Annotated in this window: 17 protein-coding genes and 1 pseudogene; 9 read left to right on the top strand and 9 right to left on the bottom strand. The window is 71.0% G+C overall.

The window, feature by feature from the left end:
• Nucleotides 1-100: 100 nt before the first annotated feature.
• Together OHA77_RS24180 and OHA77_RS24175 are read right to left on the bottom strand one after the other, a co-directional pair.
• Nucleotides 101-814: an HAD family hydrolase gene (locus OHA77_RS24180; RefSeq protein WP_406311775.1), complete on the bottom strand. Its 714-nt coding sequence runs from the start codon at nucleotides 812-814 to the stop codon at nucleotides 101-103.
• Between the two features lie 41 nt (nucleotides 815-855).
• Entirely contained in the window at nucleotides 856-2,436 is a 1,581-nt protein-coding gene (locus tag OHA77_RS24175) for a TROVE domain-containing protein (protein ID WP_406311774.1), read from the bottom strand.
• 458 nt (nucleotides 2,437-2,894) lie between these two features.
• Here OHA77_RS24175 and OHA77_RS24170 point away from each other — a divergent pair, with 458 nt between their 5' ends.
• Nucleotides 2,895-3,743 carry an NAD(P)H-binding protein gene (locus tag OHA77_RS24170; protein WP_406311773.1) on the top strand — a complete coding sequence of 283 codons (849 nt, stop codon included), beginning with the start codon at nucleotides 2,895-2,897 and terminating at the stop codon, nucleotides 3,741-3,743.
• 37 nt (nucleotides 3,744-3,780) lie between these two features.
• Here the strand turns inward: OHA77_RS24170 and OHA77_RS24165 are convergent, their stop codons facing one another.
• Nucleotides 3,781-4,377, bottom strand: a complete 597-nt coding sequence (locus OHA77_RS24165; RefSeq protein WP_406311771.1) for a TIGR03086 family metal-binding protein — start codon at nucleotides 4,375-4,377, stop codon at nucleotides 3,781-3,783.
• Between the two features lie 320 nt (nucleotides 4,378-4,697).
• Here OHA77_RS24165 and OHA77_RS24160 point away from each other — a divergent pair, with 320 nt between their 5' ends.
• From OHA77_RS24160 to OHA77_RS24150, 3 genes are all read left to right on the top strand, one after another.
• Nucleotides 4,698-5,216 carry an FBP domain-containing protein gene (locus OHA77_RS24160; RefSeq protein WP_406311770.1) on the top strand — a complete coding sequence of 173 codons (519 nt, stop codon included), beginning with the start codon at nucleotides 4,698-4,700 and terminating at the stop codon, nucleotides 5,214-5,216.
• 249 nt (nucleotides 5,217-5,465) lie between these two features.
• Nucleotides 5,466-6,014 carry an NADPH-dependent FMN reductase gene (locus OHA77_RS24155; RefSeq protein WP_406311769.1) on the top strand — a complete coding sequence of 183 codons (549 nt, stop codon included), beginning with the start codon at nucleotides 5,466-5,468 and terminating at the stop codon, nucleotides 6,012-6,014.
• Between the two features lie 122 nt (nucleotides 6,015-6,136).
• A complete protein-coding gene (locus OHA77_RS24150; RefSeq protein ID WP_406311768.1) occupies nucleotides 6,137-6,589 on the top strand; it encodes a GNAT family N-acetyltransferase in 453 nt (150 codons plus the stop codon).
• A 71-nt stretch (nucleotides 6,590-6,660) separates the two neighbouring features.
• Here OHA77_RS24150 and OHA77_RS24145 read toward each other — a convergent pair whose 3' ends face one another.
• Nucleotides 6,661-7,542 (bottom strand): LysR family transcriptional regulator, encoded by an 882-nt coding sequence (locus OHA77_RS24145; RefSeq protein ID WP_406311767.1) that lies wholly within the window; start codon nucleotides 7,540-7,542, stop codon nucleotides 6,661-6,663.
• Nucleotides 7,543-7,622: 80 nt separating this feature from the next.
• On the opposite strand from OHA77_RS24145, the gene OHA77_RS24140 reads away from it, so the two are divergent.
• From OHA77_RS24140 to OHA77_RS24130, 3 genes are all read left to right on the top strand, one after another.
• Complete coding sequence (locus OHA77_RS24140) at nucleotides 7,623-8,837, top strand: MFS transporter (protein WP_406311766.1); 1,215 nt, start codon at nucleotides 7,623-7,625, stop codon at nucleotides 8,835-8,837.
• 214 nt (nucleotides 8,838-9,051) lie between these two features.
• The gene (locus OHA77_RS24135; RefSeq protein ID WP_406311765.1) at nucleotides 9,052-9,567 is read left to right on the top strand and encodes a GNAT family N-acetyltransferase; all 516 of its coding nucleotides are present in this window, start codon (nucleotides 9,052-9,054) and stop codon (nucleotides 9,565-9,567) included.
• Between the two features lie 147 nt (nucleotides 9,568-9,714).
• Nucleotides 9,715-10,950 (top strand): winged helix-turn-helix domain-containing protein, encoded by a 1,236-nt coding sequence (locus OHA77_RS24130; RefSeq protein ID WP_406311764.1) that lies wholly within the window; start codon nucleotides 9,715-9,717, stop codon nucleotides 10,948-10,950.
• Between the two features lie 216 nt (nucleotides 10,951-11,166).
• On the opposite strand, the gene OHA77_RS24125 is transcribed toward OHA77_RS24130, so the two are convergent.
• The 3 genes and pseudogenes from OHA77_RS24125 to OHA77_RS24115 all read right to left on the bottom strand — a co-directional run bounded on the left by OHA77_RS24125 (nucleotide 11,167) and on the right by OHA77_RS24115 (nucleotide 14,580).
• On the bottom strand, nucleotides 11,167-11,904 hold the full coding sequence (locus tag OHA77_RS24125; RefSeq protein ID WP_406311763.1) for a hypothetical protein: 738 nt from the start codon (nucleotides 11,902-11,904) through the stop codon (nucleotides 11,167-11,169).
• An 856-nt stretch (nucleotides 11,905-12,760) separates the two neighbouring features.
• Nucleotides 12,761-14,020, bottom strand: a pseudogene (locus tag OHA77_RS24120) (RNA polymerase sigma factor); the annotation flags it as partial.
• A 221-nt stretch (nucleotides 14,021-14,241) separates the two neighbouring features.
• Entirely contained in the window at nucleotides 14,242-14,580 is a 339-nt protein-coding gene (locus tag OHA77_RS24115) for a YciI family protein (protein WP_406311762.1), read from the bottom strand.
• A 288-nt stretch (nucleotides 14,581-14,868) separates the two neighbouring features.
• Here OHA77_RS24115 and OHA77_RS24110 point away from each other — a divergent pair, with 288 nt between their 5' ends.
• Nucleotides 14,869-15,618: a DUF998 domain-containing protein gene (locus tag OHA77_RS24110; RefSeq protein ID WP_406311761.1), complete on the top strand. Its 750-nt coding sequence runs from the start codon at nucleotides 14,869-14,871 to the stop codon at nucleotides 15,616-15,618.
• 219 nt (nucleotides 15,619-15,837) lie between these two features.
• On the opposite strand, the gene OHA77_RS24105 is transcribed toward OHA77_RS24110, so the two are convergent.
• Together OHA77_RS24105 and OHA77_RS24100 are read right to left on the bottom strand one after the other, a co-directional pair.
• Nucleotides 15,838-16,188 carry a DoxX family protein gene (locus OHA77_RS24105; RefSeq protein WP_406311760.1) on the bottom strand — a complete coding sequence of 117 codons (351 nt, stop codon included), beginning with the start codon at nucleotides 16,186-16,188 and terminating at the stop codon, nucleotides 15,838-15,840.
• A 12-nt stretch (nucleotides 16,189-16,200) separates the two neighbouring features.
• Nucleotides 16,201-16,506 (bottom strand): hypothetical protein, encoded by a 306-nt coding sequence (locus OHA77_RS24100; protein ID WP_406311759.1) that lies wholly within the window; start codon nucleotides 16,504-16,506, stop codon nucleotides 16,201-16,203.
• A gap of 106 nt (nucleotides 16,507-16,612) precedes the next feature.
• Here OHA77_RS24100 and OHA77_RS24095 point away from each other — a divergent pair, with 106 nt between their 5' ends.
• Nucleotides 16,613-17,527, top strand: coding sequence for a LysR family transcriptional regulator (locus tag OHA77_RS24095; RefSeq protein ID WP_406311758.1), 915 nt, complete (start codon nucleotides 16,613-16,615; stop codon nucleotides 17,525-17,527).
• Nucleotides 17,528-17,561: the final 34 nt, after the last annotated feature.

Here is a 17,561-nt window from a genome sequence, read left to right as displayed (position 1 = left end):
ACCCGGTCCCGCGGATCCGAGAGCAAGGTCCTACGGCGTCGCCCCGGACGTTCCTGGCCGGCCTCGGACTTTCGGCGCGGATGCTGCCGGACCTGACCGTTCACCGCTGATCCGGCGCTCCCAGTACGGCCCGTACGACGGCGTCGGTGTCGGTGAGGTCCTCCAGCACCAGCTCCGCGCCGGCCTCGCGGAGCACCCCGGCGTCATTGAAGCCGGTGGCGACCGCGACCACCCTCGCCCCGCCCAGGTGACCGGCCAGCACATCGTTCGGGGTGTCGCCGACCAGCACGGTGCTGTCCGGGGTGAAGGACCCGCCGTACTTGCGGGCGGCCCGGTCCTGCGCCAGGCCCACCAGGGCGGCCCGGTCCTCGTGGTCCATGCCGTAGGCCGCCACCTCGAAGTCCACGAGGTGGTCCAGCCCGAACGCCTTCAGCTTGCCGATCGCGAGCGGCTCCATGTTGCCGGTGAGCACCGACTGGACGACGTCGTCCCGCTCCGCCAGCGCCTCCAGCGCCGCCAGTGCCCCCGGCAGGGCCCGGCCCCGTTCCCGGATGGCGGCCTCGTAGCCGGCGAACGCCTCGGCGATGGCGGCGCCGAAGGAGTCGAGGAGTCCGTCCGTCACCTCGATGCCGTGGGACCGGAGGACCTCGGTGCTGATCGCCCGCTCGGTCCGCCCGGCGAAGTCCGCGATCCGCTCCAGCCGCCGACCGGTGGCCGCGTGCAACGCGTCGGCGTAGACGTCCCTGGCGACCCCGCTGATATGGACCAGCGTGTGGTCGATGTCCCACAGCACGAGCGTTCTCGAAGTGCTCACCCTCCGACCCTAACCGGGCGGCCGTCTCCTGTCGTCCAGGCTCACAGCCATGGCCACGACGCGGACTCCCCCGCCTCCAGCAGCGGAATCATCCGGAACACGGCGTCGGAGAACCCGCCGAACTCGTGACGGTTGCCGGTGCCGGTCGGCATCGCCGCGCGCCGGTAACCCTGCAGGTTATATCCGTACATGGGCACGTGCGCGGGCGCGGCCTCCGTGACGCTCCCGCCGTGGCCGTTCATGGTCTGCATGTCGGACAGGATCACGACCCGGTCGTGCCCCCGGTAGGTGGCCCGGACCGACCCGGCGATCTGCGTGCCGTGGCCGACCTCGCCGATCCGCCCGCAGAACCGCTCCACCTCCTTCAGCACGGACGCGCCCGGTCCCACCTCGTGCCGGAACACGCCGTCGGCGAAGCCGTACAGGTCCACGCTGTCCCCGCGGGCCGCCAGGGCCACACCGAACAGCGCGGCGGCCTGGGCGGGTGTGACCGCGGAGCGGGCCGAGACGGAACCGCCCGTCATGGACGCCGAGGTGTCGACCAGGATCAGGGTCCTGCCGCCGAACGCCGGGACGTTCCGCGTCGCCGACGTCAGCGCCCGGTCCAGAGCGTGGCCCCAGCGCTGCGACGGCGCCGTCCGGTGCGCCGAGTAGAACCGGAACGGGAGCTGCCGCGACCGCGCCACCTCCGCCGGATCGGCGAGCTTGGCGGTGATCCGGTCGGCGACCTCGTCGGAGACGCCGGCCTCGTCGAAATTCCGCAGATTACGCATGAGCGCCATGTAGCCCATCGACGGGATCACCGAAGTCCACGCCTCGGCGTCCATCGGTCCCTGGAGCCAGCCGGCAAGCGCCTCCCAGGTCATCCCCGCCGATGCCAGCCGCTCCTGGTCCGCCAGTACGGCACGGCGCTCGGCCGCCGGCACGGAGAGCAGCTCGGACCGGGCGCGGAGCATCCGCAGCGCGTCCGGAACGGGGTTGTCTCGACCGTGGCGGCGGTCCAGCGCGTGCTGGAACAGTCCGCCCTGCCATGGCCTCCCGGGATCGGGGGCGGGGTGGACCAGATCGACGACGTCACCGAACCGGAATCCGCTGCTGTCGGTGTCGTACTTCAGCAGGGAGCGCTCGGTGTAGAGCCGCCGTACGGCGTCGCCGATGCCACGCTTGACCGGCTTGGGGACGGCTCGGCCGTACCTGGACATCCAGTAGGCGAGCGCCTCGCCGGGCTCGTCCGCGCGCTGCAGCACACCCGCCACGAGCTGCCGGTTGCCACCCGCGAGCCCGGCGGCGAGACGTGCCCTGACGGCCTCCAGTGCGGCGACGATCGGCGCCGACCGCAGGTTGGCCTCGCCGCGCAGCCAGGGCAGGAACCCGGCCAGCCACTGGACGTCCTCGACCGCGACCCGGTGGACGAGGGTGCGGAACCGCTCGTCGCGCTCCCCCGCCTTCTCGTAGAAGGTGTTCTCGCCGACCATGTTCGACACGGCCAGCAGGAAGAGCTCACCCTTGGCGTCGCGGGCGTATCCGGGGGCGCCCTCGTGGGTGCGGCCGGAGGGAGACGTCTCCGTGGCGACCGGGCTGGTCGGCACGGCCCGCGTGTTCCTGCGGTTGAACTTCGCCATGGTGAACTCCTCTCGCGGGTCATGCCGGGAGGAACCACTGTGCAGAACGGATGCCCGAGATCGAAGTCGGCGACGGCACAAAGCGCTCTGCCAGTTGAGCTACACCCCGTTTACCGGGATGACGGGACTCGAACCCGCAACCGCTCGATCCATAATCGAAGTATCCGTTGCCTGCGCACCGGGCACCCGCTGACGGTGGTCCCTCCCGAGATCAAGGAGACAGCGGCCTGCCCGCCAGAGTGGGCACCGGCCCCGAGGGGCCGAAAGGGTTCGAACCTGAAGTATCCGCTGTCGGCGCACCGGGAGGGCGCCTGAAACCGATCCCAACGGTAGCGAACAGTGAAATGCACCGCATCTGAGTTTCGCGGCTTTTACGGGGATTCGACGCCACGCTTGACCTCAACAAAGGTTGAGGTCGCAGGCTGGTCGCAGCGACCCCGCCCTGGAAAGAGACCCTCATGATCCTGGTTACCGGAGCAACCGGCAACGTCGGCCGTCAGACCGTGTCCCAACTCCTCGACGCGGGCACCGACGTGCGCGCGCTGACCCGTGACCCTGCGTCCGCCGCGCTTCCGGAAGGCGTCGAGGCCGTACGCGGCGACCTGGCCGATCCCGCCTCGCTGGACGCCGCGCTGGACGGGGTCGAGTCGGTGTTCCTGGTCTGGCCCACCCTCTCCGCCGACGACTCGGCCGCCGCGGCCGTCGCGAGGATCGCCGCATACGCACGCCGCGTGGTCTACGTCTCCGCACGCGGTGTGTCCGACGATCTGGAACGGGCGCCGGGCTCGATCCTCGGCTCCCATGCCTACCTTGAGCGCCTGATCAGGCCGTCCGGCCTGGAGTGGACGTTCCTGCGACCCGGCGGGTTCGCCGCCAACACCCTGATGTGGGCGGCGCAGATCCGGGGCACGGGTGCCGTCCGCTGGGTTCACGGGACGGCGGCCAGGTCTCTGATCCACGAGCGCGACATCGCCGCCGTGGGGGTGCGCACGCTGACCGGCACCGGTCACGGCGGGGCGGCGTACGAGCTGACCGGGCCCCAGACGCTGACCCAGATCGAGCAGGTGGCCGCCATCGGCGAGGCCATCGGCCGTCCGGTGCGCTGGGAGGAGCTCTCCCCCGAGACAGCCCGGCAGCAGCTCGTCGGTCAAGGCATGCCGGCCCCGATGGCGGAGGGGATCATCAGCGCGCACGCCCAGATGGCGGCGCTGCCGGAGACGGTCACCTCCACGGTGGAGGAGGTCACCGGAGCCCCCGCCACCCCTTACCACCGGTGGGCAGCCGACCACGCCGACGACTTCCGCTGACCCGGGGGGACGCCCGCCGGGCCGCGACGGGCGCCGGTCAGGCGGTCCAGTCGGGACGGCGGCCGAGGTAGCGAAGCAGCGCGGCGGCATCGTCGTCCCCCTTCTCGGCTTCGAGCGCAGCCGCGTAGGCGCCGTACGCCCTGAGCGGCTCGACGATGGCGGTGGCGACGGGCATCAGCTCACGGGCGAGCTCCGGGGTGAGCGGCGAGGGCCGGCCGGTGGCGACGGCGATGTCCCAGGCGTGGACCGCGGCGTCCAGGGCGCAGGCACCGACCCCGACCGAGGCGGGCAGCTTGCCGGGCGGCACCGGGACCGAGACCTCCTCGGCGTCCTTGCCGACGGTCGCCCAGGCGTCGGCGGCGGCCTTCATCGCCGCCTCCGCCACGGCGGAGGCGGCGGCGTCCAGCGTGCCGGAGGGCGCGAACGGGTCCTCGGACGGCCCCGGACCGCCCGTGATGAACGCGGCGAAGCCGATCTGGTCACCTGCGGCGTGCTGGAGCACCTGGGTCACGGTCCACTCCGCACAGGGGGTGGACCGGTTCCAGTCCTCGGCGGCCACGCCGAGGACCGCCGTGCGCAGCGCCTCGTGCGCGTCGTTCAGCACGGTCCACGCGGTTGCGGTGTTCTCGCTCATCATCTACCCGTCTTTCGATCTGACCGGACTCGCCCCGGGGAGCGAATCGCCGTGCCTTCATCGTATCAGAACGGAACGATCCATTCCACTGACCGCCCGGCGGCGGAATGCGGAGGGAAGCGAGCCGATGAGATCGGCTTGCGCCGCAAAAACTAATTGACCTAGGTTAAAACCTAGAGATAATAGGTTTGCTTCGGCGAAGTCATCCCATGGATCGTGTGGGCTTGACGGCCGATCGCATGGCGGGCACGGTCGCGGGCCTGGCGGACGCCGCCGGACCGGAGAACATCAAGGCGTACGCGCCGGAACGGAGTTGAATCATGAATCCCCTCGACGAAAAAGAGATACGCGAGTCCTTCGTCAACTGCTCCAAGGGCGAAGCCCGCAGGCTCAACCTGCCCAGGGGCCTGTCCGAGCTCCCCTGGGCCGATCTCGACTTCCTGGGCTGGCGCGACCCGGGCGCACCCGATCGCGGCTACCTGGTCACCGAGCGGAACGGCGAGCTGGTCGGCGTCACGCTGCGCCTCGCCCAGGAGACGCGCCGGAGCTTCACCAAGGGCACCATCTGCTCCATCTGCGTGACAGCCCACACCGGCACCGGGGTCGCCCTGTTCACCGCGCCCCGAGTCGGCGCCGCAGGCCGCCAGGGCAACACGGTCGGCACCTACATCTGCGCCGACCTGGCCTGCTCGCTCTACATGCGGGGCAGGAAGAAGACCGACCTCGGCATGGATTTCGAGACGCTCACCACGGAGGAGCGGGTCGTCCGCGCCGTCGTCAACCTGGAGGGCTTCCTGGACAAGGTCTTCGACGGCTCCCTGAGCACCACGACGAGCTGAGCCCGCGCCGTCGAGCCGTCGAGCCGTCGAGCCGTCGAGCCGTCGAGCCGTCGAGCCGTCGAGCCGTCGAGCCGTCGAGCCGTCGAGCCGTCGAGCCGTCGAGGAAAACCGTACGCGCCGGTCGGCACCGTGCGGCCACCTCGCGGCCCCGGGATCGGCGGCGCGCAGAGTACGCGGCGAAGCCTCCCCACTCTGCGCCTGCCGGGCGAGGCAAGCCGGATCGCCCGCGGCCGCATAACATCACGGACTATGAAACTTGCGTTGATCAGTGGCAGTCTGCGCGCAGGCTCGACCAACACGATCGTGATCCGGACCGTCTCCGAGCTCGTCGGAGACTGGGCCAGCCCGCTCACCTACCTCGATCTGGCGGAGCTGCCGCATTTCAACCCGGACGACGACGTCGAACCGCTGCACCCGGAGGTGGCCCGGCTGCGCGAACTCATCGCCGAAGCCGACGCGATTCTCTTCTGCACCCCGGAATATGCGGGAGGCCTGCCCGGCTCGTTCAAGAACCTGCTCGACTGGACGGTCGGCGGAAGTGAGACCACCGACAAGCCGGTGGGGTGGATCAACATCTCCTCGTCTCCAACGAGAGCCGAAGGCGCCCACCGGTCCCTGCGCACCGTCCTCGAATACACGGGGGCGAAGGTCGTCGAGTCCGCCTGCGTGCACATACCGGTGCCCCGGACCGCGATAGACGCCGAAGCCGGTACGGTCACCGACCCCGTCGTACGCGAGGCCCTTTCCGCGGCCGCCCGCGTGCTTGCCGACCACGCGACGGAGACCGCAGGGCGGTAGGGCGTAGGGCGGTAGGGCGCAGGGCGGTAGGGCGCTCATCGGGGCGTCGCCCGAAGCCGGACCCGGTGGCGCGGCCCTGCCGGTAATTCCGGGCGGAGACCGAGAGCTGGGAGACTTCCGGAATGCGCATTGCCGATATGACCCCCGACGGCGGAGCCCTGGGCCAGGAGCTGCTCGCCATCCAGCACGCGGCTTACGCCGTCGAGGCGAAACTCATCGAAGACGACCGGATCCCTCCGCTGCACGAGACCCTTGAGGAACTGCGCGCGGAGCGGCTGACCTGGCTGGGCGCCTTTGACGGCGACCGGCTGGTCGGGGCCGTGGCCTGGTCGGAGACGGCGCGGACGGTGGACATCGACCGGCTCGTCGTGGATCCGGGCGTGCACCGGCGTGGTGTCGGAGGCGCGCTGGTGCGGGAGGTCATGACGCGAGCGGGCGACCGCCGGGTCGTCGTGGCCACCGGCAGGGCCAACGTGCCCGCCCGCACGCTCTATGTGCGGCTCGGTTTCGGCGAGGTCGAGGACGTCGAGGTGATCCCCGGCCTCTGGATCACGAGATACGCCCATCCCGCCTGAGATCCGCGGGTCCCACCGCTCCCGGCCTCCCCGAGAGGACGGTCATCGTGGGAGCCGGTACCGTGGCCGGCTCAGATCCGGCCGTCCGCCGGCGCGACGAGGTGCCGCACGAACACCGCGGCCGCCGCGGTGGGCGCCGGCGACTCGTTCCACGCCAGGCCGATGGGGCGCTGCTGCCCCGGGGCGAGCGGACGGTAGACGGGGTCGTCGTGTTCCGGTACGGCCGGCAGCGGCAGGACGCCCACCCCGAGCCCCGCCCCGATGAGGCCGCGCACGGTGGCGATCTCCTCGCTCTCGAACGCGATGACCGGCTCGAACCCCGCCTCCTGGCACAGCCCGTCGATGACCTTGCGCAGGTCCGTGGTGCGGGCGAAGGCGATGAACGGCTCCTCGCGCACGTCCGCGAGCGCCAGTCCCTCGACCCGGGCGAGCGGGTGTCCGGTCGGCAGGGCGATGCAGAGCTGCTGCTCGCGCAGGGGATGCCAGCGCGTGCTGTCCCCCTCGGGCGGCGGGGTGACCAGGGCGACGTCGATGTGGCCGTGGTGGAGCCAGCCGTACAGCTCCCTGGCGAAGGCCTGGTGCAGCTCGAAGCGGATCTCCGGGGTGACGGCCCGGTAGTCGCGGAGGATCTCGGGGACCAGCCACCGGCCCACCGAGTGCAGGAATCCGAGCCTGATCAGCCCGGAGTCGGGGTTGACCAGCGCGTCGATGCGCCGACCGGCACCGTCCAGCTCCGCGACGACCCGGACGGCGTGCTCGCGGAACAGCGCACCGAACCGGTTGACCGCCAGCCGCCGCCCGCGCCGGTGGAACAGCTCGACACCCAGTTCGGCCTCCAGCCGGGCGAGCGCCCGGGACAGCGTGGACTGGTTGACGCCCTCGATCGCCGCGGTGTCGCGCATGTGCTCCGTGTCACAAAGCGACAGGAACCAGCGCAGAGTTTGCAGGTCCATATCGCAATGATGCTGATAGCGCATCAGCTTCGTCAAAAATTGCATTTTGAGCATCAGTGTCGGCGGGCCACGATCGAAGGGTGACCACCGCCCTCGTGCGCCAAGCCGTCGCGGCCGGATACCGGCCGGGCGAGCGCGCCTACCGCCGGATCACGACCGGGCTGATGCTCGGCGGGCTGGCGAACTTCCTGGCCCTCTACCATGTCCAGCCGCTGCTGCCCGGCATCGCGGGCGCCTACCGGGTCTCGGCGGCGGAGGCGACGGCGGTGCTGTCGCTGTCCACCGTCACGATGGCGGTGGCGCTGCTGTTCGTCGGCCCGCTCTCCGACATCGTGGGCCGGGTGCCGATCATGCGGATCTCCCTGGCCGGCTCCGCCGTCCTGGGTCTGGCGGCCGCGGCCGCGCCGACCTGGCACAGCCTGCTGGTCCTGCGCGGCCTGGAGGGCGTGGCGCTGGCGGGGCTGCCCGCGGTCGCGATCGCCTACCTGCGTGAGGAGATCCATCCGGACGCCCACCTGCGCGCGAACGCCACCTACATCATGGGGACGGCCCTCGGCGGGGCAGCCGGACGGCTGCTGCCGGGACCGCTGGAGGCGCAGTGGGGCTGGAGCGGGGCCGGCACCGTCATCGGTGGCATCACGCTGCTGTGCGCGGCCGGGCTGTGGATTCTGGTGCCGCCTTCCCGGCGGTTCGAGCGCTCCGGGTCGCGCGGGCTGGTCCGCAACACCGCACTGACCCTGCGCGACCCGGCCCTGGTGCTGCTCTGCCTGGTCGGGGCGGCCACGATGGGGGCGTTCGTCGGGCTCTACAACGCGCTGTCCTTCCGGTTGCAGGCGGCGCCGTACCTCCTGGGCGGCGCGGCCACGCTGGTGTACGCGGCCTACCCGATCGGCATCGCGGCGCCGCCCATCGCCGGGCGGCTGGCGCTGCGGCGGGGGCGCGGCCTGGTGGCCCTGCCGGGCGTGGCCCTGCTGCTGGCGGGGATCCTGCTCACCGCCGCGCCGGGACTGCCCGCGATCGTGGCCGGGCTGGGCGTGCTGACCTTCGCCTTCCTCGGCACGCACTCGCTGGTCAGCGGCTGGGTGGCGGGCCGGGCGCACCGTATCGGCGTGGGGGTCGGGCAGGCCTCGGGGCTCTACCTGCTCGCCTACTACGCCGGGAGTTCGGTGTTCGGGGCGCTGGCCGCCTATCTGTGGCAGACGGGCGGGTGGTCCGGCGTGATCGCCGTCTCATCGGTCCTGACCGTCGCGGCCGGGACCCTCGTGCTCCTGGCCCGCCGCTTCGACACCCCGTGAGGCCGCACCGGTCGGACGGGCCCGGCACCGTGGTCATCACCTTGCGGACTGTCGCTCCGAATGATTCGATTCTGCTTCGGCGCGAGAGTCGCGCGACGCTGCGGCAGGGGAGGTTGATGAATATGGCCCGCTCCAGGCTTCTTCAGCATGCCCTTGTCCGGGTCGCGCACAATCAGGACGCGGCCCGGGTCGTCCGAACGACCAGGAGTTTCGCGTGTCTTCTTCTTTCTCATTGACCGGTACGGACCTGACCACCGACCGCCTCCTGCTGCGGCCATGGTCCACCGACGAGATCACCGCCGTCCTCGATGACGCCCGGCAGCCGCACTGGGCGGAGGACTTCCCCGCCGAAGGCGATCGCGTCATCGCCGGCTTCATCGTCAAGCAGCCCGACGCCCGCGGCGAGTACGGCCATCGCCAGATCGTCGAGCGGGAGAGCGGCCTGACGGTCGGCGCGATCGGCCTGTTCTGGCCGCCCGTCGACGGCGCCGTCGAGTTCGGATACGGCATCGTGGAATCCCGGCGGGGCCGCGGTTACGCCACCGAGGCCGCCCGGGCGATCGTGGCGTTCGCCCTGACCGGCCCGGGTGTGCACACGGTCCACGCGGAGGTGGAGCTGTCGAACCCCGCCTCGGTCCGCGTGCTGGAGAAGGCCGGGCTGCGGCGCCTCGGCGGTGACGGGACGACAGCCCGGTACGGCACCACGGCGCCGGACCTGCCCCAGCGGTAGTCCGGCGAGGGTGACCGGGCCGGCTGCCAGCGCGCCGCCGGCCCGGTTTCACCCTGGGGTCTGCCATCGGCGCGGCGGTGTTCTCCCGTGCCGCCGAATCCCGCGCCACGTCCTTGTCGAACGTGTTTTCGGTTACGATGCGGGGCTATGCCGTTCCCCCTGATCCTTGGCGCGGAGTCCGCGCGCCGTCTCGCCGTGAGCTGTCAGCATCTGGCCGGGCCGCGGCCCGGCGGCGATCTGGAAGGGCTGCGGCAGGTGCTGCGTACCCTGCGCTGCCTGCAGCTCGACCCGGTCAACGTGGTGGCCCGCAGTCACCTGCTGGTGTTGTGGAGCAGGGTGGGCGACTACGATCCGGCCGATCTGGACGTGCTGCTCTGGCAGGAGCGATGGCTGTTCGAATACTGGGCACACGCCGCCTCGATCGTGCTGGCCGAGGACTACCCGGTCCACCAGGCCATGATGCTCGGCTACCCGGCGGGCCGGTCCGGGTTCGGGCGGCGGGCCCGTGACTGGCTGGAGGCGAACGGCGGGCTGCGGCAGCACGTGCTGGACCGGTTGCGGGAGGCGGGGCCGCTGCCCGCCCAGGCGTTCGACGACTGCGTGACGGTGCCGTGGGAGTCGAGCGGCTGGACCCACGGCCGCAACGTCGAGCGGATGGTGGACTTCCTGTGGCTCCAGGGTCAGCTCATGGTGACCGGGCGGGAGGGGCGGCGGCGGCGCTGGGATCTGGCCGAGCGCTGGCTTCCGGAGTGGGCCGGGAGCGAGCCCCTGCCGCAGGAGGAGGCGGTGTCGCGCGCGGCCGAGCACGCGCTGCGCGCGCTCGGCGTGGCCCGCGCGACCGACATCGAGCGGCACTTCACCCGTGACCGTTATCCCGGCCTCGCCGAGGTGCTGGAGCGGCTGGAACGGTCGGGTCGTGTCCTGCCCGCCCAGGTGGCGGGCGGTACCGAGCGGTGGTACGTGCATCGCGACGTCGTCGGCCTGCTGGAGCGGGACTGGGAGCCGCGCACCACTCTGCTGTCGCCGTTCGACAACCTCATCTGCGATCGCGAGCGGACCGAACGCCTGTGGGGGTTCACGTTCCGCACGGAGATGTACGTCCCCAAGGACAAGCGCCAGTACGGGCACTACATCCTGCCGATCCTGCACGGCGAGCGGCTGATCGGCAGGCTCGTGCCGCGCCTGGACCGCCGCCGAGGGCTGCTGGAGATCGAGGGGGTGTTCCCCGAGGCGGAAACACCCGCGGACGAGGTGACCGCCGAAGCCGTGGGGCGGGCGGTCACCGAGTTGGGCGCTTTCGTCGGCGCCCGCGAGATCTTCTACGGGGACAAGGTGGCCGAGCCGTGGCGGACGGCGCTTCAGGCGGTCGGTGTGACCGGCTGACCCAGCCGAGCGGAGACGGCCGGTCAGCCGCAGTTACCCCACGACGATCGGCCGCCGTGTGCCGGAACGGTGCTGACCCCCGGGAACCGCCCCTTCGTCATGGAGCCGGCGGATCCCTCGTAAGCGGCGCAGGCGCCACTCGCCCGCATCTTCACCGGCCCGGCGTAGTACATGTAGTGCCGCGCCGGCTCGTCAGGAGCGGGATGGCGGGTCCTGCTACGCGTCCGCGAAGACCTCCCAGACCTGGAGCAGTTGGCCGGTGCCCGGGTTGTAGTCCACCTTGGCCAGGACGGGATATTTGACCCCCTTCAGGATCTTGGTGAAGACCGAGGTGGTGCACTCCTTGGTGCCGAGCCCGTCGTGCCTGGCGTTCACGTGGTTGGTCAGCCAGCCGTCGCCGCACCTGCCGGTCACGCGGCTGAAGGACAGGGCGGTGTAGCCCAGCTTGACCGACCGGCCGCCGGCTGTGAAGACGACCGTCGTGTCGTTCTGGCGCCTGATCGTGCCGTAGGCGGTCTTCGAGCCGCTCGGCGTCGCGAGGATCTCGTGGATCCGCTTGGTCGTGCCCGGCGACACCCTGATCGGCACGGGACCGAGCCCGAGGGCGAAGGTCAGGTCACCGGCCCGGCAGCGGGTCGTGCCCAACCCCTTTCCATCGACCCTGACGACACCCTCGCTCTCCTTCAGCCGGCACTCGGCGGTGATCCTGCGGAAGTCGGCGCCGGAGTAGTTCAGCCGCCGCTCCTTGGCACCGGAAACGGGAGTGAGCTTGTAGCGCGGAGCGCCGTGCCCCTTGACGAGCACCGCCTTCGCCGGCGTGATCCGCAGGGTGGTGGCTCCGTCGGCCCAGGCGAAGCCGTAGAACGCCTCGGAAGCGGAAGCGGAGGCGGGCGTGGTGACCAGTCCGGTGGCGCAGACGGCGAGCGCGACGGCTGCGGTGATCGAGCGCGGCATTGGGGTCCTCCCCGAGTTGTGTCTCCTATCTGGATAGGACTCGCCGAAGCGCTCGAAAGTTCGTGCCGGACTCCTACTTATCCCACCCGGCCGCGCCACTCAGCCGGGCGGGTCCGGCCCGGAGCCGGCTGAGGGTGTGGCCGGTGGCCTGCTTGAACAGATACTCGGCCCGTTCGTAGGAGAGCCGGCGGCGGCCGGTCTCCGGGCACAGGTCGCCGGAGGCGGGGGGACGGCCGGGACCGGGCCTGCGGTCGGACAGGAACAGGGGCCCGCGGCGGCGGCCCGCGATGAGGCGCGGGATGAGCTCGGCGGTGCCGGACCGCCAGTGGATCCAGCCGGACCCGGCGGCCACCCTTCCGCGCATCCCGGCCAGGTCGAGGTCTTCGACGTTGAGCGCGAGCACCGAGCCGACGCCGGCCGCGCTCTCGTAGAGCAGCAGCCACAGGACGCGCTCGCGCAGAGCGAGGTCCGGCCGCTCCCAGAGCGCCTCGGCGTACGGCCGGCCGATGGGCCGGGTCCGCCCCCGGGGTTCGGGCCGGCGACCGAGGTCGGCGGCCAGGTCCTGGGACGGGTCACCGGGTCGTCCGGCCTGAGCGGCGATCCAGGCGGAGAAGGAACGGACGGCGCCGCGGTGCCGGTTCCACGTCGCGGCGGCGGCGCTCCCCCACGCGGTGGCGAAGACCTCGGCGACCTGCCCGGCGCTCACGTCCGACAGCGGGATGTCGTCGCCGAGGTCGCGGCGGAGCCGGCTCATGGTCTGGCCGTAGGAGCGGATGGTGGCGGCGTCCAGGTCGTCACGGGCGAGGAAGGCGCGCGTGGCCTCGGCGAGGGTGACCATCGTCCCCGGCACGGCCGTACCGGCGCAGGCCGCGGCGCGTTCCAGAAGGACCGTGCGTTCGGGCACGTTGAGAGTGAGAGCCGCGGCGCGTTCGAACTCCCGCCTGGCCTCCCCGTAGCGGCCGAGCCTGGTCAGGAGGTCGCCGCGCACGCTGGGCAGACGGTGGTAGTTCTTGAGCGCCGGTTCGGCGACCAGCGTGTCGGCGAGCGCCAGGCCCTCCTCGGGCCCGTACGCCATGGCCAGCGCGACCGCGCGGTTGAGCTGCACGATCGGTGTGGGCAGCACCCGGGCGAGCGCCTCGTAGAGGGCGGCGATCTGCGCCCAGTCGGTCTCCTCCGCGGTACGGGCCCGCGCGTGGCACACGGCGATGGCGGCCTGCAGCACGTACGGACCGAGAGGGCCGCCGGCCTGCCTGGCCCGCAGCAGGGCCGCGGAGCCGCGGTGGATGAGGAGTTGGTCCCAGCGTCCGCGATTCTGTTCGTGCAGCGCGACGGGCTCCCCCGACGGACCCGTACGGGCAGCCGACCGCGACGCCTGAAGCTCCATCAGTGCGACCAGGCCGTGCACCTCGGCCTCGCCGGGTGCGAGTCCGGCCAGCAGGCGGCCCAGGCGCAGGGCCTCCTGGCAGAGGTCCTGGCGCATCCATCCGTCGCCGGCGGTCGCCGCGTACCCCTCGTTGAACACCAGGTAGACGACCTCAAGGACCGACGAAAGGCGTGCCGCCCGGTCCGGTCCCACCGGGACCTCAAAGGGGATTCCGAGGGCGGCGAGGGTGCGCTTGGCACGGACGACGCGCTGCGCGACGGTCGACTCGGAGACGAGGAACGCGCGCGCGATCTCCTCGGTGCTCAGGCCGCCGAGCAGCCGCAACGTCAGCGCCACCCGAGACTCGGTGGACAGCGCCGGGTGGCAGGAGACGAACATCAGGCGGAGGACGTCGTCGCCCACCTCGTCGTCGAGTGCCGCGTCGGCATCGGCTTCGGCGGTGTCCGGCCGGGTGGCCAACTCGTGGGCGAGCCGGCCGTGCCTCTGGTCGAGCCGTTCTTCGCGCCGCAGGTGGTCGATGGCGCGGCGCTTGGCGACGGCCATGAGCCAGGCACCCGGGTTGTCCGGCACACCTGCCTGCGGCCATTGTTCGAGGGCGGCGAGGAGCGCGTCCTGGGCGAGCTCCTCGGCCAGCCCCACGTCGCCCATCATCCGGACGAGCCCGGCGATGATTCTCGCCGACTCCATCTTCCAGACCGCGTCGACCGCGCGGTGGGCGTCTCCGGACGTCACATGCCCGATCAGAGCATCCGTCCGGCCGGGTGCGCAAATCCTCGTTCGGCTCTCTGGATCGGCCGGAGCCCCGGCCCCTTCGACCGGATCCAGACCGACCGGAGACCCGGGCCCTTCGACCGGGTCCAAACCGGCCAAGGCCCAGTCCTTCGACCGGACCCAGACCGACCGGGGCCCGGTCCTTCGATCGACTCCAGACCGGCCGAAGGCCCGGACCTCGATCAGTTCTCCGGGCCGAAGACCTGCTGGATGTCACCCTCACCATCGCCGATGATCTTCCAGAAGCGCCTGGACAGCTCGACGGCCTCCTCCTTCGAGCGCGCCTCGATGAGCGCGAAGCTGACAATCGCCTCCTTCGCCTCGGTGAACGGCCCGTCGGTCACGGTGATACTGCCGCCGGAGGCCGAGAAGTGGGTGCCGGCCGGGTCCAGACCGCCGGTCGCCAGCAGCACCCCCGCCTGGGTCATCTCCTCGACGAACGCGGCCATCTCGGCGAAGACCTTCTCGTCCAGGGGTGCCATGTCGCCGCCCTTGGTGGTCAGCAGGAACCTCATCGCCATGTCTCCTTCTTGTGGTGAATGACCGATCCTCGCCGGTCGTCGGCTACGCGTCGAACGGATCCGGTGGAAATCGACAGGCATCGCCCGACCAGGGTCGCAGCCTCGATGTGACAGGGAATGCAATGTGACAGGGAATGCACACCGATTCGAATATCCGCAGCTCAGAAACATGATGACGCGGCGGCGTCGAGTTCCGCCCTGTTCGTTCGACGCGTCAGCGAGGCCGGGCAGAACCGGCGGATCCAGTACAGCGACGGACCTCCGTCGCACCAGAGAGGAAACAGCCCCATGACCGCCGTACAGCCCGGCATCGCCACCCCCGAATCCACCGTCCCCGCCCGCTCCGTCACCATCGGCACCGCCACCGAGTCCGTCGCCCCCGCCCGCTCCGTCACCACCGCCGGTTCCGCCGCCCCCGCGACGCGCATCCTGCTCGCCTGCTCCGCTCTCGCCGCACCGCTCTTCGCGATCGTGTCGCTGACCCAGGCCTTCACCCGCGAGGGCTTCGACCTGACGCGTCACCCTCTGAGCATGCTGAGCACCGGCGAACTCGGCTGGCTCCAGATCGCCAACTTCCTGGTCAGCGGCGCTCTGACGGTCGCCGGAGCGGTCGGCCTGCGCCGCGTCCTGCGTGGCACGCCCGGCGGCATCTGGGCACCCCGGCTGATCCTGGTCAACGGCATCGGAATGATCGCCGCCGGAGTCTTCGTCATGGACCCGGGCGACGGCTTCCCCGCGGGCACCCCGCTGGGCCAGCCGACCGGGATGAGCTGGCACGGCCTCATGCACATGGCCGGCGGATCCATCGCGTTCACCGCGCTCATCGCCGCCTGCTTCGTGCTGGGCCGCCACTTCTCCCGCGCCGGTCGCCCCGGAGCCGCCGGGGCCTCGCGGCTCAGCGGCCTGGTCTTCGCCCTCGGCGACGGCTGGGCGATGGCGGGCGGGCACGCCGGTTCCCTGACCCTGTGCGTCGGTGCGATCACCGGGATGGCGTGGATCTCAGTGGTGGCCGCGGACAAGCGGGCCGCACTCCGCTGAGGACACCTCACAGGGCCCTCCGCTCGGGTCCGCGCGATGAGCCTCGAAGTCATCCGGGTGCTTGGGTGTCGAGCGGCAAGGTGGTCCGGGTGGTATGACCAGGCGGTGGCATCCTGGTAAAGGGTGCCGATTCCGAGGCAGCCGTACAGACCGTTTGTGAGAACCGGTCCGACCAGCGGGTGGCAGCAAGAACAGGCCTGCCACCCACGAGGAACGTCATCACTGTGCGATGACGAGTCCGAGAGAAGCGATGGCCAGCGCAAGATAGGTGCCGGGAAAGGCGATGTTGTGAAACACGCGGGCACGGAAGTGGGCGGCCATGGCACCGACGAAGAATAGAACGAGTCCGATTGCGGCGGCGATGCCGATGACCCGAACGCCCAGGAGCCCGACGGCGAGCCCGACAGCCCCGGCGACTTTCAGCGTGGCGAGCGTCGGGAGCCAGGACTGCGGGAGGCCCACTTCAGCTGAGTTGGCGAGGACGAACTTGGCCCTTGCGAAGTCAGCGATGGCCATCCCGGCATTGACCGCGATCGTGATGACGGTGACGACTACATAGGCGACAGGCATGACACGCGCCGTTCAGGCGAGCATGCGGTAAGCGCCGAGAACCTCGAATGGCTGCGGTGTCGCGCCTGTCCCCACCGCCCACTTGGCCACGGTCGCTTGCAGCCGGCGCGCCGCTTCAATGCCGGGCAGCGGATTCTCGACTCCCTCGTCGAGGTCCAGCAGGGCGATGAATTCGGTGCTGCCGGCCTGACGCAGGTACGCATACCGGATGCCTTCCGGCCGCTGCGCCTCCACCGCCGCGAAGGCCGCCTCGATTGCGTCGACAAGCTCCGCGACACCTTCGTCGGCCACCTGGTAGCGAATCATCAGGACAGGCATGGGGTCTCCCTTTACTTTTGGCTTGGCGAGCTGCTGCTCGTGTGCTGCGTCAACTCTCGGCGATCCCCGAGCTTGCGTCCAATACCTGCATCTATAACCTGATGGCATGGATGTCGACACCCGGCTGTTGCGCTACTTCGTCGCCGTGGCGGAGGAAGGGAGCCTCACCCGAGCCGCAGAACGACTGTTCGTGTCACAACCGGCGCTGACCAAACAGATCAAGCAACTGGAGACCCAGCTCGGCGTGCCGTTGTTCACCCGGTCCCGGGCTGGCATGGCCCTGACCGAACCGGGACAGGCCCTGGTAACGCGGGTGCCCGCTCTGCTGGTCGACTGGGACCAGGCGCTGCGGGAGACAAAGAGCATGGCCGGCCGAGCGGCCCGGGTGCTGCGGGTCGGATTCGTGGCCAGCGCCGCCAACGAAACCACCCAGCAGATCATCGCGACGTTCGCCCGCCGTCGGCCGGGCTGGAGGGTCGACATGCGGCAGGCGGCGTGGTCGAACCCGACCGCCGGGCTCGCCCGCGGAGACGTCGACGCCGCTCTGCTGCGGCTGCCCTTCCCAGGCCAGGACGCTCTGCGAGTGGAGGTGCTGTTCAGCGAGCCCCGTTGGGTCGCGCTCCCCACAGCCCACCCGTTCGCCACGCGTGACCAGATCCCTTTCCGGGATCTGTGGGAGGAGCCGTTTGTGGCAGCCCCACCTGAAACAGGCTGGTGGCGGGAGTACTGGCTGGCCGCCGACGAACGCGACGGCCACCCGGTCCGTATCGGCGCCGTCACCGACCAGCCCGACGACTGGCTCAGCGCGATCGCCAACGGCTACGGCATCGCTCTTACCCCCGAATCCTCCGCCCGTTTCTACGCCCGCCCTGGCATCACCTACCGGCCCGTCAGCGGCGTCAGCCCCAGCCAGGTCGCCATCGCCTGGGTGCCCGCCGACGACACCAACCCCATCGTCCAAGACTTCGTCCGCTGCTGCCTGGACAGCGAACCACCCAAGCCCGGCGGAACCGTCGCCTGACCCGACGCCCAGATGGCGGGGAGGGCCTCAGGCG

Origin of the sequence: Streptosporangium sp. NBC_01639 (assembly GCF_045209755.1) — a bacterium.
Taxonomy (GTDB): Bacteria; Actinomycetota; Actinomycetes; order Streptosporangiales; family Streptosporangiaceae; genus Streptosporangium.
The sequence above is the reverse complement of the archived record's forward strand: the minus strand, read 5'-3'. Positions and strand labels throughout refer to the sequence as shown.

Bases quoted from the DNA above. Each gene is read 5' to 3' on its own strand.
- OHA77_RS24175 (WP_406311774.1), bottom strand. From the start codon at position 2,436: ATGGCGAAGTTCAACCGCAGGAACACGCGGGCCGTGCCGACCAGCCCG.
- OHA77_RS24170 (WP_406311773.1), top strand. From the start codon at position 2,895: ATGATCCTGGTTACCGGAGCAACCGGCAACGTCGGCCGTCAGACCGTG.
- OHA77_RS24165 (WP_406311771.1), bottom strand. From the start codon at position 4,377: ATGAGCGAGAACACCGCAACCGCGTGGACCGTGCTGAACGACGCGCAC.
- OHA77_RS24160 (WP_406311770.1), top strand. From the start codon at position 4,698: ATGAATCCCCTCGACGAAAAAGAGATACGCGAGTCCTTCGTCAACTGC.
- OHA77_RS24155 (WP_406311769.1), top strand. From the start codon at position 5,466: ATGAAACTTGCGTTGATCAGTGGCAGTCTGCGCGCAGGCTCGACCAAC.
- OHA77_RS24150 (WP_406311768.1), top strand. From the start codon at position 6,137: ATGCGCATTGCCGATATGACCCCCGACGGCGGAGCCCTGGGCCAGGAG.
- OHA77_RS24145 (WP_406311767.1), bottom strand. From the start codon at position 7,542: ATGGACCTGCAAACTCTGCGCTGGTTCCTGTCGCTTTGTGACACGGAG.
- OHA77_RS24130 (WP_406311764.1), top strand. From the start codon at position 9,715: ATGCCGTTCCCCCTGATCCTTGGCGCGGAGTCCGCGCGCCGTCTCGCC.
- OHA77_RS24125 (WP_406311763.1), bottom strand. From the start codon at position 11,904: ATGCCGCGCTCGATCACCGCAGCCGTCGCGCTCGCCGTCTGCGCCACC.
- OHA77_RS24115 (WP_406311762.1), bottom strand. From the start codon at position 14,580: ATGGCGATGAGGTTCCTGCTGACCACCAAGGGCGGCGACATGGCACCC.
- OHA77_RS24110 (WP_406311761.1), top strand. From the start codon at position 14,869: ATGACCGCCGTACAGCCCGGCATCGCCACCCCCGAATCCACCGTCCCC.
- OHA77_RS24105 (WP_406311760.1), bottom strand. From the start codon at position 16,188: ATGCCTGTCGCCTATGTAGTCGTCACCGTCATCACGATCGCGGTCAAT.
- OHA77_RS24100 (WP_406311759.1), bottom strand. From the start codon at position 16,506: ATGCCTGTCCTGATGATTCGCTACCAGGTGGCCGACGAAGGTGTCGCG.
- OHA77_RS24095 (WP_406311758.1), top strand. From the start codon at position 16,613: ATGGATGTCGACACCCGGCTGTTGCGCTACTTCGTCGCCGTGGCGGAG.